The sequence below is a fragment of the Pseudidiomarina gelatinasegens genome, assembly GCF_004025325.1.
Taxonomy (GTDB): Bacteria; Pseudomonadota; Gammaproteobacteria; order Enterobacterales; family Alteromonadaceae; genus Pseudidiomarina; species Pseudidiomarina gelatinasegens.
This window is the reverse complement of record NZ_RSFE01000003.1, coordinates 138,088-151,007: the sequence shown is the minus strand read 5'-3', so window position 1 is coordinate 151,007 and position 12,920 is coordinate 138,088. Positions and strand designations below refer to the sequence as shown.

Below are 12,920 nucleotides of genomic sequence, written 5' to 3'. Positions count from 1 at the left end.
TTCGTTTTAGTTTAGTGAGTTAACAAGATATTTGGCATGGAAACGCAAGTGTTCGTCAATAAAGCTGGCAATGAAGTAATAGCTATGATCATACCCGTCAACGCGCTCAATGGTTCCTTGCACACCGGTTTGGCGAATCGCATCAGCGAGATCGTCCGGGCGCAACTGCTCGGCTAGAAAATTATCGGCTTCACCTTGCGATACCAGAAGCGGGGGCGACTGTTTCAGCTTAAGTAACAGCTCCGTGGCGTCATAGTCTAACCAAGCTTGCTTATCGTCGCCTAAATAGCCACTGAAAGCCTTTTCTCCCCATGGACACTGACTTGGGTGACAAATAGGAGAAAATGCTGACACACTGCGATATAGATCCGGGTTACGCATTGCCATGACCAAGGCGCCATGCCCACCCATTGAATGGCCACTGATACTGCGTTTGCCATTTAACGGCAATTCACTTTCGGCAAGCGTTCTCAGTTCCTCAACAATGTAGTCATACATCTGGTAATGCTTGGCCCATGGTTGTTGGGTTGCGTTGACATAAAATCCAGCACCGAGGCCAAAGTCATAGGCGCCATCGCTGTCATCAGGAACATCTTCACCGCGTGGGCTCGTGTCTGGAATAATTAGCGCAATACCTAACTCAGAGGCGACGCGTTGAGCACCCGCTTTGCTGCTGAAGTTCTCATCGGTACAGGTTAAGCCTGATAGCCAGTAGAGGGCCGGAACTTTGCTGGTTTCAGCCTGTGGCGGTAAAAACACACTGAACTGCATGGTGCAATTCAGTGTGTTTGAGCTGTGCTCATAACGAATTTGGCGACCGCCAAATGCTTTGGTTTCGTTAATCTTATTTATCATAATGAATAACCGAACGAATCGATTTACCTTCATGCATGAGCTCAAACGCCTTGTTAATATCGTCTAAGCCCATGGTGTGGGTAATAAAGGTGCTTAGTTTAAATTCACCGTTGAGGTAGCGCTGTACATAATCAGGTAGTTGGCTTCGGCCTTTAACACCACCAAAGGCACTACCACGCCATACTCGGCCTGTAACCAGTTGGAATGGGCGGGTTGAAATTTCTTCACCGGCACCGGCAACACCAATGATTACCGATTCACCCCAGCCTTTATGACAACACTCCAATGCTGAGCGCATGACTTTGACATTACCGATACATTCAAAAGAAAAATCGACACCGCCGTCGGTCATATCAACAATAACTTCTTGAATAGGCTTGTCATAATCATTTGGGTTGATGCATTCAGTAGCACCCAATTGCTTGGCGATATCGAACTTAGATTCATTAATATCGACCGCGATAATACGGCTAGCTTTGGCCATAACGGCGCCAATGATGACTGAAAGCCCGATACCACCTAGCCCAAATACTGCAACAGTGTCACCCGGCTGTACTTTGGCAGTATTCATGACTGCACCCATACCGGTGGTGACACCACAACCTAATAGACACACTTCTTCGAGAGGGGCTTCTTTGCTCACTTTGGCAAGAGCTATTTCTGGCACAACCGTATGTTCAGCAAAAGTTGAGGTGCCCATGTAATGGTAAATGGGTTTGCCGTTTTTAGAAAAGCGGGTTGTGCCATCTGGCATTAGGCCTTTGCCTTGCGTGCTGCGAATTGCTTGGCAGAGGTTTGTTTTACCTGATGTACAGAATTTACATTTACCACATTCTGGTGTGTAAAGAGGAATAACATGGTCGCCAACTTCCACTGAAGTAACACCTTCACCGACAGCTTCTACAATACCGCCGCCTTCGTGTCCAAGAATGGCGGGGAAGACGCCTTCAGGATCAGCGCCAGATAACGTATAGGCATCAGTGTGACACACACCCGTTGCAACAATGCGCACCAAAACTTCACCTTTTTGTGGTGGCATTAAATCAACTTCTTCAATTGATAGCGGCTCGCCCGGAGCCCATGCAACTGCCGCACGTGTTTTAATCATTTCCATAGTTACTTCCCTTATGGTTCAGTGTTGAGAGCTTAGTGTAACTGATACGCGAATAAATTGGAAAAAGCTCAAAAAAAAAAGCCGCTCCGAAGAGCGGCTAATACACTTACATGCAGAATAAACAATTACAGTGGGTCACCGTCGCTGTCCAGCATGGTCACTTCACCGAGGTTTAGTGAACGCACGTCGTCAGCTATTTGGGCTGCATCGCCAATGATGACCCAAGTTAAGCTTTCGGTATCAATGAATGATGTTGCGGTACTTTGCACATCTTCGACATCAATCGCACTAACGCGTTCACCATAAGTTTCCAGCCACTGCATATCTTTGCCTTTGCCTAAAGTATCCACAACCGCGCCTAACAACGCTGCTTTGGTTTCATAAGCGCCTGGCAATTTAGCGGTCTTGTTCATTTGAACTTTTTCAAGTTCAGCAGCAGTTGCTGGCTTATCATTTTGGTATTGGTTCAATTCCTTCAAGATTTCTTGAATGGATTCTTTGGTTTTATCAGTTTGAACTGGCGCCAAAGTGAAGAACATACCTGCTTGATCGTAACCAGACCAAATGGTGCGAGCACCGTATGACCAACCTTTGTCTTCACGCAGGTTCATGTTCATACGGCTGGTGAAACTGCCACCTAAAATGGTATTGGTTACATCCAGAACGTCTGCATTTTCAACACGATCTGACGGTGCCAAATGGCCCGCTAGAATTGTTGACTGAGGGGTTCCTGGCTGATCAATAATAAACACACGTGGGCTTTCTTGCTTGGCTAACGCAGTGAATTGCTTGGTTGGTTTTGGTGTGGCAGGTGCTTGCCAATCATTCAACGCTTCTTCAAGCAGAGGCTTAATTTCTGCCTCGGTTGTTGCACCAACAATAACTAAGCGTGCGTTATCTGGACGTAACCAAGTATCGCGGTAGCTGATTAAGTCTTCGCGCGAAAGCGAGGAAATTGACTGTTCGGTGCCTGAACCTGTCAATGGAACGCCATACGCGTGGTTTTCACCGAAGATTAATCCAGGCAAAATACGAATTGCTTGGCTGGTCGGTGAAGCTTTTTCTTTCTTGATACTTTCTATCCAGTTGCCACGCTTACGCTCAATTTCGTCGGTTGCAAAGGCAGCATTTTCGATAACGTCTGCAAAGATATCAAGGCTTGGTGCTAAGTTTGAAACTAAGCTGTCCATAGAAATCCGCGACGAATCAATGCTAGCGCTGGTTGAAAGATTGGTGCCTAAGGTTTCCAGTTGTTCAGCTATATCTTGCGACGTACGGCTACTGGTACCTTCGCGTAACATGCTCATCGCAAAGCTTGCAGTGCCGACTTTACCACCGAAATCTGACGCATAGCCACTGTCAAACATCAATGCCATTTGCACTGTTGGAACGTCATGACGTTCAGCCAAAGCAACTTCAAGGCCGTTAGACAGGGTGAACGTGTTAAGAGCTGGTAGCTCTAGTTTCGGTAAGTCGCCAACTTTAGGTAACTCAGAGCGATCAGCTTGCGCTTCGGCTGTGGTGAATTTCGGTTGTGGAACAACGTTCAAAACAAAAGCGCCGTCACTTAACCAGCGCTCTGCAACTGCTTGCAGATCACGCGGTGTCGCGTTGCGTAGTTGCTCAAAAGCGGTCTCATAAAAGCCCGGGTCGCCCTGATAGACTTCACCGGCAGCAAGTAAGTCTGATTTACCACCAAAGCCGCCAATACGCTCAATACCACGGATGTAATTTGCAACTTCAGAGAATTTAACGCGCGCTAATTCTTCTGCGGTAGGGCCTTCAGCAATAATCTTAGCAAGTTCTTCATCAATAACTGCTTCGATACGTTCCAGTTCAACACCTGGTTTCGCGTCGGCAATTACAAAGAACTGGCCTGCCAAAGTACGTTCGTACTGGAAGCCTGAAACCATACTGGCAATCTGTTCTTCGTGCACCAAACGCTGATACAAACGTGAGTTCTTGCCGCTGGCTAAAATATTGGTTAGCAATTGCAAGTACGTAGAATCAGCCGTGCCCATTTCGGCGGTGTTCCATAATTTATAAACACGCGAGGCAGGAACATTATCTTCCATGGTTGCGCGCTTCGTGCCAGTGCGCTTAGCTACCCAGCTTTCCAGCTTCTGCAAAGGTTTGCCTGGCGCAATGTGGCCGAAGTACTTTTCCATTTTTGCTTTGGCGGTTTCTACATCGATATCACCAGCTAAAACCACAACTGCGTTCGCTGCGCCATAATAATCATTGAACCACTGGTGCACGTCGTCTAACGACGCAGCATTCAAATCTTCCATTGAGCCAATAACCGACCACGAATACGGGTGACCTTCAGGGAAGGTTTGTTCAGCTAAATAGCCGAATACACGACCGTACGGTTGTGCTTCGCCTTGACGTTTTTCGTTTTGCACAACGCCGCGCTGTTCATCAAGTTTCTCTTGAGTAACAGCACCAAGCAAGTGACCCATACGGTCAGATTCCATCCACAGAGCCATGTCGAGCGCTGGCGTTGGAACGTTTTGGAAGTAATTTGTGCGATCGCTATTAGTGGTGCCGTTCATGTCTGTTGCACCAGCGCGCTCAAACGGGCCGAAATATTCGTCGTCGTAGTTCTCAGTACCGTTAAACATTAAATGTTCAAATAGGTGTGCGAAACCAGTTTGGCCTACGCTTTCATCTTTAGAACCTACGGCGTACCAAACGTTAACTGCAACGATTGGTGCTTTGCGATCTTCATGCACAACAACACGTAAACCATTGTCGAGTGTGAAGCTTTGATAATCAATGTTAACTGCAGGCAGCTGTTGCGCAGCTACTGTTGATTGACTTGTTTGTTCAGCGGTGCTTTGACAACCCGCAAGTAGCACAGAGGCAACGGCAACTGCCGTAAGAGTATGACGAAATAACATATTCATGTTCCCGTATTTTTTATTGCGTTATGAAATTGTAACGAAAGCCATCATAGCGAAGCTTATGAAATAGGAACATGTTTTGTTAGTGACAAAATGTAACAAGATTGGTCAAGGGTTTACAATACTTCCAATTAGCCGCCTAATCGACGATAATTGCCGCCTGTTGTCGGGCAACTGAAAGAAGTTAAGCGTGGGAAAAACAACCATAATAGCCATTGCTGGCGCATCAGCATCAGGTAAGAGTTTATTCGCATCAACCGTTTATCAGGAATTGGTCGCTGAGTTAGGCGGGCATGGTATCGCGATTCTTGCAGAAGATGCTTATTACCGCGATCAAAGTCATATGAGCTTTGAACAGCGCCAGTTAACAAACTATGATCACCCGGCGGCTTTTGAACATGAGTTGCTGGTACAACATTTAGGACAATTGCGCCGTGGCGAGCCTGTGGAAATGCCGCAATATAGCTATAAAACGCATACGCGATTGCAAGACACGATAAAAATTAACCCTGGTAAAGTGATTATGGTGGAAGGCATTTTGCTTCTTCATGATCCAAAATTACGGCAGTTATTCGATATTTCAGTATTTATGGATACACCGTTGGATGTTTGCTTATTGCGACGCATGACCCGGGATGTTGAAGAGCGGGGGCGTACCATTCAATCTGTTGCTGAGCAATATCAGGAAACTGTGCGTCCGGCATTTTTTGAGTTCATTCTTCCGTCGAAGCAATTTGCTGATCTTGTGGTAACACGAGGTGGCCAGAATGAAATTGCAATCGACTTGATCAAATCGAAAATTCGTCAATTATTGGCGGAATAACAAAAACAATAACGGCTTATAATTTATGAATAGTTTTCTTGGAATCGCCATCATTTTATTGGTTGCTTATGCCTTTTCATCCAATCGCAAGCAGATTCGATGGCGAACCGTAGGCGGCGCCTTTGCCTTTCAAGTTATTCTTGGGGCTTTTGTGTTGTATGTACCCTTCGGGCAAGACGTGTTGTTCGCCGTGGCATCTGGCGTAGCAAAGATTATTGCCTTTACCAATGCGGGTATCCAATTTATGTTCGGTGGCTTAGCCTCCGCTGAATTTGGCTTTGTGTTTGCCATTCAGGTACTCAGCGTTATTGTGTTTTTCTCATCGTTAATTTCCGTACTTTATTATCTCGGCATTATGAAATGGATTATTCGGATTCTTGGTGGCTCGCTGCAAAAGATTATCGGCAGCAGTCGTCCAGAGTCAATGTCCGCCGCTGCGAACGTGTTCGTTGGCCAAACTGAAGCACCAATGATGGTTCGCCCGTTTATTGCGAGTATGACGCGCTCTGAGCTGTTTGCGGTAATGGTTGGCGGTATGGCTTCGGTGTCAGGGTCAGTACTTGCCGGTTATGCGGGTGTTGGCGTTGAGTTGAAGTATCTTATAGCGGCAAGTTTTATGGCAGCTCCAGCGGGCTTGCTCATGGCTAAAATGATTATTCCTGAAATTGAAAAGCCGCGTGAAGATATTGAAAATATTATCGCCGGTTCAACTGGTGAAAGTAATGATGCTGTTGAAGTTGAAGACCGTGCCGTTAACGTTATTGATGCGGCAGCATCGGGCGCTTCAAGTGGTGTTCAGCTGGCCATAAACGTTGGCGCCATGTTGATTGCTTTTGTTGCTTTGATTGCTTTAATTAATGGTCTGTTTGGTTGGGTTGGGGGCTGGTTCGGCTATCCTGATTTATCCTTACAACAATTGTTCGGTTATATCTTCCAGCCGGTAGCCTATGTCTTAGGTGTAAGTTGGGATGAAGCACAACTGGCGGGTAGTTTTATCGGTCAAAAACTGGTTATTAACGAATTTGTGGCGTATCTCGACTTCGTTAACTACAAAGATCAATTGAGTATGCATAGCCAGGTAATTATAACCTTCGTGCTGTGTGGCTTTGCGAACTTCTCATCGATTGCTATTTTACTGGGTGGATTAGGCGGAATGGCGCCTAGCCGCCGTCATGATATTGCGCGTTTAGGGATGAAAGCATTACTTGCAGCAACCCTTGCGAATATGATGAGTGCGGCTATCGCGGGCTTCTTTTTCTCACTTGGTTAAACGTTCGTGTTTGCGTACCACACCTTCTTGCATGGTGGACGCAACTAACGTGCCGTCGCGGCTAAATATTTGGCCGCGAACCAAACCACGTGCACCGGTTGCCACCGGGCTATCAATCGCATAAAGCAACCAGTCATCCATGCGGAAGTCTTTATGGAACCACATAGAATGGTCGATGGTTGCCATTTGGATGTTAGGTTGCGCAAAACTGAAGCCATGTGGCTGCAAGGCTGTTGGTAGGAAATTGAAGTCAGATGCATAAGCCAACAAATATTTGTGCACGCGCGAGTCATTAGGCATGTCACCGTTGGCGCGTAACCAAACATAGCGCCGCGGGGCATCAATCTTTGGCTTAAATGGATTATTAGCCGTTACAAAGCGCATTTCTATGGGCTTTTCCGAAATAAATTTATTGCGAATTGATTCCGGAATCAGTTCAGCATGCTCGCGATAGATATCAATGTCAGAAACTAAACCTTCAGGCCCTGGCACGTCCGGCATGGCGTCTTGATGCTCAAAGCCAGGTTCTTCAATTTGAAATGACGCGGTCATATAAAAGATAGGCTTACCAAATTGAATGGCCTGCACACGGCGCGTAGAGAAGCTCTTGCCGTCGCGAATGTTTTCGACATCATAAATGATTGGTTTATGCGCATCGCCTGGTCGTAAAAAGTAGGTGTGCAGTGAATGCACTTTGCGATCTTCGGGTAAGGTTTCTTTTGCGGCGGATAATGCTTGGCCAATAACCTGCCCACCAAACACAGCACCAAAACCTAAGTCTTGGCTTTGGCCCCGATAAAGGCCTTGTTCAATGGTTTCTAGCTTTAATAAGTTGAGTAGATCGTCCAATACCTGGCTCATTGTTGTTCCTTCGAATCATTCATCACGTAACGACCGCATCTGGTCTGATCAGCGCTATTATAAGGCCTCATTTGGCGTGCACAAGAGTGGTTTTACGAGGCGATAACAATGTGTTTATCACGCTGCTGCTTGGCTTTGTACATCGCATTATCAGCATGCTGCAATAACAGCTCAATGTCGCAGCCGTGTTGCGTGGAGAGCGCAATGCCAATACTGGCGCCAATCTGAAACTTGTTGGAAGAGCTCGTTAGTTCGATAGGGGTATCGAAGGTAGCCAAAATCTTTTCTGCGATTTTATGAGCGTCCTCAGCTGTTTGCACACGCTCAAGTAACAGAACAAACTCATCACCGCCAATGCGAGCAACCGTATCATGACTGCGTACCGACTTGAGCAGGCGCTGTGCAGCCGCATGTAACACCTGATCGCCAATGGCATGGCCATATTGGTCGTTGATTTCTTTGAAATGGTTCAAATCAATGTACACAATGCCAATGTCGCTATGCAGTGTTAGCGCCTGAATGGCGCGTTGGTAAAAGTAATTGCGGTTCGGCAGTTGGGTTAGGGGATCGTACAATGCAAGACGTTCCAAACGGTCAAACAATTGCTGCCGTTCAATTTCAACGCGCCGTTGCGCCGTTATATCTCGGGCCACGGCAATACGAATATCGTCATTGGGTGAGTAACGCGCAGACCACAATATGGTTGCTACCTCGCCATTCTTACGAATATAGCGATTCTCGAAATCAACTTTGCCGGCACCGCTCATAATTTCGGCGGCAGTTGAACGGGTGCGCTCGTGGTCATCTGGGTGCATGAAAGCGAACATCGATTGACCAATCATTTCTTCAGGCTTGTAACCGAAAACACGTTCTGCACCTGCGCTGACATATATAAATTCACCCTCGGGATTAACCACACAAATGGCATCCAGCAGTAAGTCCATGTATTGCCCAAGCGCCTCAAAGGCTTCTAGTTTTCGGTGTGGCATGCTGATTTGTGGTTCCCATTGCGGTAGAGACTCTGTTATACCATGCTAGACGAAATTTACGAATAGCCAGCATTCAAGTGTTGGTTATTCTCAGCAATATTATGAGGTATCAACATGTTACTTGGTTGATCTTTGCTTTCACAATACCCATAGTGAATATAAATTCGCGCTATGGCTGAACCACTGTTTTGTGTCTAAGCTTAGGGCATGTATCGTTTGAAAAAGGAGTTAAGCTATGTCGAGCACCGACAGCTTGAAAACGTTAAGCACGTTAGAAGTAAACGGTAAAACATATCATTACCACAGCCTACCTAAAGCCGCAGAGCATTTGAAAGATATCGGTGACGTTAATAAATTGCCGACATCGATGAAAGTGTTACTCGAAAACCTGCTACGCAATGAAGACGGCAGTACCGTAACTTCCACAGATATTGAAGCCGTGGCGAAATGGCTTAAAAACAGAAAATCTGATCGTGAAATTCAATACCGTCCCGCACGTGTACTGATGCAGGATTTTACTGGGGTGCCTGCGGTGGTTGATTTAGCCGCGATGCGTGATGCCGTGGCAAAAGCAGGGCAGAATCCAAATCAAATCAATCCTCTGTCAGCTGTCGACTTGGTCATTGACCACTCGGTTATGGTGGATAAATACGCCACACCGGAAGCATTTAAGCAGAATGTGAAAATTGAAATGGAGCGCAATTTTGAGCGCTACCAATTTTTGCGTTGGGGCCAAAATGCCTTTGAAAACTTCCGCGTGGTGCCGCCTGGCACCGGTATTTGTCACCAAGTGAATCTAGAGTACTTGGCGAAAGTTGCCTGGACCAAGGAGCAAGAAGGTAAAACCTATGTGATGCCTGACACTTTAGTGGGTACCGATTCGCATACCACCATGATTAATGGTTTGGGTGTATTGGGTTGGGGCGTTGGCGGTATTGAAGCTGAAGCGGCCATGTTGGGGCAGCCAGTTTCGATGCTTATTCCCGAAGTGGTTGGCTTCCGTATGACTGGTAAACTGGCCGAAGGGCTAACCGCCACCGACCTCGTGCTAACGGTTACCCAGATGCTGCGTAAGCATGGTGTGGTTGGTAAATTCGTTGAATTCTATGGCCCAGGTTTGGATAACTTGCCATTAGCGGACCGAGCAACTATCGGTAACATGGCACCAGAGTACGGTGCTACCTGCGGTTTCTTCCCAGTCGACCAAGAAACACTTCGTTATCTGAAGCTGTCGGGTCGTGACCAAGACACAATCGATTTGGTCGAAGCCTATTCGAAGGCGCAAGGTATGTGGCGCGACTCTGATCAAGAACCCGTATTCACGGATTCGTTAGAACTTGATTTAAGTACCGTGGAGGCATCTTTGGCGGGGCCGAAACGCCCACAAGATCGCGTAGCGATGGCGCAGTTAGGTTCGGCCTTTGACTTGTTCTTAGAAACCAACGGTCAGTCCGCTGAAAAAGACAAAAGCATTGCTGTGAAAGGCAAGGACTTTGAGCTATCACATGGCGATGTGGTGATTGCTGCAATTACCTCGTGTACCAATACGTCGAACCCAAGCGTCATGATGGCTGCTGGTTTGATTGCTAAAAAGGCTCTCGAGAGGGGATTAAACCGAAAACCTTGGGTGAAATCGTCACTGGCACCAGGCTCCAAGGTTGTCACAGATTACTTAGCCAAAGCGGATTTAACCCAGTATTTAGATAAATTAGGATTTAACTTGGTTGGGTACGGTTGTACCACGTGTATTGGTAACTCAGGACCTTTGCCTGATGAAATCACTGATGCAATTCGTGAAGGCAATCTCACAGTGTCATCGGTGCTCTCTGGTAACCGCAACTTTGAAGGTCGAATTCATCAGGATGTCAAAGCCAACTGGCTTGCGTCGCCACCTTTAGTTGTTGCTTATGCGTTGGCAGGAACTACGCGGATTGACCTGACCAAAGATGCAATTGGGACCGATCAACAAGGTAATCCTGTGTTCTTGAAAGATATTTGGCCAAGCAATAAAGAAATTGCGGATGCTGTACGATTCGTCGACGGCGCAATGTTTAGCAAGGAGTACGGTGAAGTATTTAAAGGTGACGAAGAATGGCGTGCGATTCCAGTTGGTGAAGGCGAAACCTATAACTGGAGCGATGATTCAACCTACGTGAAGAATCCGCCATATTTCATCGGTATCGACAAGCCACTGCCTGCGTTGAGTGACTTAAAAGATGCGCGAGTGCTTGCGGTATTTGCGGACTCGATCACGACGGACCATATTTCGCCAGCAGGCTCAATTAAGCCAGACTCACCGGCAGGTAAATATCTGCAAGAAAATGGCGTGCCGATTGATGAATTCAACTCCTATGGTTCACGTCGGGGTAATCATGAAGTCATGATGCGCGGCACCTTCGCTAATATTCGTATCAAAAACCAAATGTTAGATGGTGTTGAAGGTGGTTTTACGCGGCACGTACCAAGCGGCAAAGAAATGTCTATTTATGACGCTGCCATGCAGTATCAGCAAGAAGGCATGCCACTGGTGGTGCTTGCGGGCAAGGAATATGGCACGGGGTCAAGCCGTGACTGGGCTGCTAAAGGCACCACTTTATTGGGTGTAAAAGCGGTTATTGCTGAAAGTTTTGAACGTATTCACCGGTCCAACTTGGTGGGCATGGGCGTGTTGCCATTGCAATTTGCCGAGGGTGAAGGGGTGCAAGCTCATGGCTTAACAGGTGATGAGCAGATTAGCATCACCGGACTTAACGATGATCTGAAACCTGGCCAGTTGCTGAAGGTACATGCCAAAAAGGCTGATGGTTCAACCGTAACGTTCGACGTGAAATGCCGTATTGATACGGGTAATGAACTTGAGTATTACCGCAGCGGCGGCATCTTGCACTATGTACTGCGGCAGATGTTAGCCGCCTAAATTGTTAGTGCTCTGCCGCCGTCAACTTTGATGGACTCGCCAGTGATGAACGGGTTGTCGCGTAAAAAACGCACCGTTGCAATCATTGGCTCCAGTCCACCTTCAATGTTGAGCGGCGTCTCAGCTAACACTTTTTGGCGGTGAGCGCTGTCGTGCTCCGGTAGAAAAAGAATAGGCCCTGGCTGAATTGCGTTAACGCGCACAGCTGGGGCTAATTTTTTGGCAAACGACAATGTAAGGCTTGCAAGACCAGCTTTTGCCGCACAGTAAGCAACATAATCAGTTGACGGGCTGTCGACATAAATATCTGTAATATTAATGACATTGCCATTCGCAGCAGCTAATTGTTTGTGGAGACGATTGATCAGCAAGTAGGGCGCTGCTGTGTGCACATTGAGTACTGCCGTTAAGTTGTCATCACTTGCGTCAATGCGCGCATTTTCAAAAAAACACGATGCGTTATTTACCAACAAATCGAGTTGTGAAACGTGCTGTTGCACCGAATCAATAAGCTGATGTACTTGCGCTAAGTCGGCTAGATTAGCCTGCACGGATGCAGCACCGCGGCTTTCTAATTCAGCAACACCGTCTTTTGATGTGTTGTAGTGAGCAATAACTTGGTAACCTTCGTCCAGCATGGCGTGAGCCAATGCGAGCCCAAAGCGACGACCCGCGCCGGTAATAAGTACTGTTTTCGAAGAATTATTCATGCTGAAAATCCAATTGTTGCTGCAGGCTGTTTGCCATAGGTTTGAGGGTTGAAATAACCGGCTTCAGATAGCTTGGCACTAACTGCCAGATATCTTTATGCATAAGATTCCCCAAAATATCTATATCCATTGGGCGGTCTTTTTGGCTGCTTAATGGATCTGTTCTATCGCGGCCCAGATCGATTTCGATGGCGTTAAAGTGCAGTTTTAAGGCATCAGAATCGAGGTCAGTCTCAAGCAAAAACAATGCGTTTAAGAAATCCAAATCACTTTCCATAGCCACTGGGCGCGTATATATCGCACGCGAGTAATGCGCGCGGCCATATCGTGCTATTTGTTCACGCGCTTTGGCAAAGTTTGTTTCGGGTGCGAGGTTTGCACCCATCGTACACAAATAAATTTGAGGCATAACATTCCCTAAACTGCAGTGATTGTGAGCATACCTTAAGTTGAAATGATTTTCCTCACTTGGTAG

10 protein-coding genes are annotated in these 12,920 nt (G+C 46.8%); 3 read left to right on the top strand and 7 right to left on the bottom strand.

The features are described 5' to 3' along the window. Window positions 1–6 precede the first annotated feature (6 nt). From fghA to EGC76_RS04940, 3 genes are all read right to left on the bottom strand, one after another. Window positions 7–852, bottom strand: a complete 846-nt coding sequence (gene fghA / locus EGC76_RS04950; RefSeq protein WP_128352099.1) for an S-formylglutathione hydrolase — start codon at window positions 850–852, stop codon at window positions 7–9. Then, complete coding sequence (locus tag EGC76_RS04945; RefSeq protein WP_128351901.1) at window positions 845–1,969, bottom strand: S-(hydroxymethyl)glutathione dehydrogenase/class III alcohol dehydrogenase; 1,125 nt, start codon at window positions 1,967–1,969, stop codon at window positions 845–847. Before EGC76_RS04945 ends, fghA begins: the two co-directional genes overlap by 8 nt. A gap of 125 nt (window positions 1,970–2,094) precedes the next feature. Then, window positions 2,095–4,872: a M16 family metallopeptidase gene (locus EGC76_RS04940; RefSeq protein ID WP_128351900.1), complete on the bottom strand. Its 2,778-nt coding sequence runs from the start codon at window positions 4,870–4,872 to the stop codon at window positions 2,095–2,097. Between the two features lie 193 nt (window positions 4,873–5,065). Here EGC76_RS04940 and udk point away from each other — a divergent pair, with 193 nt between their 5' ends. Continuing rightward, window positions 5,066–5,698: a uridine kinase gene (gene udk, locus EGC76_RS04935; RefSeq protein ID WP_128351899.1), complete on the top strand. Its 633-nt coding sequence runs from the start codon at window positions 5,066–5,068 to the stop codon at window positions 5,696–5,698. 25 nt (window positions 5,699–5,723) lie between these two features. Continuing rightward, on the top strand, window positions 5,724–6,968 hold the full coding sequence (locus EGC76_RS04930; protein ID WP_128351898.1) for a NupC/NupG family nucleoside CNT transporter: 1,245 nt from the start codon (window positions 5,724–5,726) through the stop codon (window positions 6,966–6,968). On the opposite strand, the gene tesB is transcribed toward EGC76_RS04930, so the two are convergent. Further along, window positions 6,957–7,829: an acyl-CoA thioesterase II gene (tesB, locus tag EGC76_RS04925; RefSeq protein WP_128351897.1), complete on the bottom strand. Its 873-nt coding sequence runs from the start codon at window positions 7,827–7,829 to the stop codon at window positions 6,957–6,959. The two genes, EGC76_RS04930 and tesB, sit on opposite strands and share 12 nt — an antisense overlap. A 92-nt stretch (window positions 7,830–7,921) precedes the next feature. Next, window positions 7,922–8,818 (bottom strand): sensor domain-containing diguanylate cyclase, encoded by an 897-nt coding sequence (locus EGC76_RS04920; RefSeq protein WP_128351896.1) that lies wholly within the window; start codon window positions 8,816–8,818, stop codon window positions 7,922–7,924. A 235-nt stretch (window positions 8,819–9,053) separates the two neighbouring features. Here EGC76_RS04920 and acnA point away from each other — a divergent pair, with 235 nt between their 5' ends. Continuing rightward, a complete protein-coding gene (acnA, locus tag EGC76_RS04915) occupies window positions 9,054–11,735 on the top strand; it encodes an aconitate hydratase AcnA (RefSeq protein ID WP_128351895.1) in 2,682 nt (893 codons plus the stop codon). On the opposite strand, the gene EGC76_RS04910 is transcribed toward acnA, so the two are convergent. Both EGC76_RS04910 and EGC76_RS04905 read right to left on the bottom strand, forming a co-directional pair. Beyond that, complete coding sequence (locus EGC76_RS04910; protein ID WP_128351894.1) at window positions 11,732–12,445, bottom strand: SDR family oxidoreductase; 714 nt, start codon at window positions 12,443–12,445, stop codon at window positions 11,732–11,734. The genes acnA and EGC76_RS04910 overlap by 4 nt on opposite strands. Further along, a complete protein-coding gene (locus tag EGC76_RS04905) occupies window positions 12,438–12,854 on the bottom strand; it encodes a 2-amino-4-hydroxy-6-hydroxymethyldihydropteridine diphosphokinase (RefSeq protein WP_128351893.1) in 417 nt (138 codons plus the stop codon). The genes EGC76_RS04910 and EGC76_RS04905 overlap by 8 nt, the downstream gene beginning before the upstream one ends. Window positions 12,855–12,920 lie beyond the last annotated feature (66 nt).

Excerpts from the sequence above, each read along its gene's own strand:
- EGC76_RS04910 (WP_128351894.1), bottom strand. The coding sequence starts at position 12,445 with ATGAATAATTCTTCGAAAACAGTACTTATTACCGGCGCGGGTCGTCGC.
- EGC76_RS04920 (WP_128351896.1), bottom strand. The coding sequence starts at position 8,818 with ATGCCACACCGAAAACTAGAAGCCTTTGAGGCGCTTGGGCAATACATG.
- EGC76_RS04905 (WP_128351893.1), bottom strand. The coding sequence starts at position 12,854 with ATGCCTCAAATTTATTTGTGTACGATGGGTGCAAACCTCGCACCCGAA.
- tesB (WP_128351897.1), bottom strand. The coding sequence starts at position 7,829 with ATGAGCCAGGTATTGGACGATCTACTCAACTTATTAAAGCTAGAAACC.
- EGC76_RS04940 (WP_128351900.1), bottom strand. The coding sequence starts at position 4,872 with ATGTTATTTCGTCATACTCTTACGGCAGTTGCCGTTGCCTCTGTGCTA.
- EGC76_RS04930 (WP_128351898.1), top strand. The coding sequence starts at position 5,724 with ATGAATAGTTTTCTTGGAATCGCCATCATTTTATTGGTTGCTTATGCC.
- EGC76_RS04945 (WP_128351901.1), bottom strand. The coding sequence starts at position 1,969 with ATGGAAATGATTAAAACACGTGCGGCAGTTGCATGGGCTCCGGGCGAG.
- acnA (WP_128351895.1), top strand. The coding sequence starts at position 9,054 with ATGTCGAGCACCGACAGCTTGAAAACGTTAAGCACGTTAGAAGTAAAC.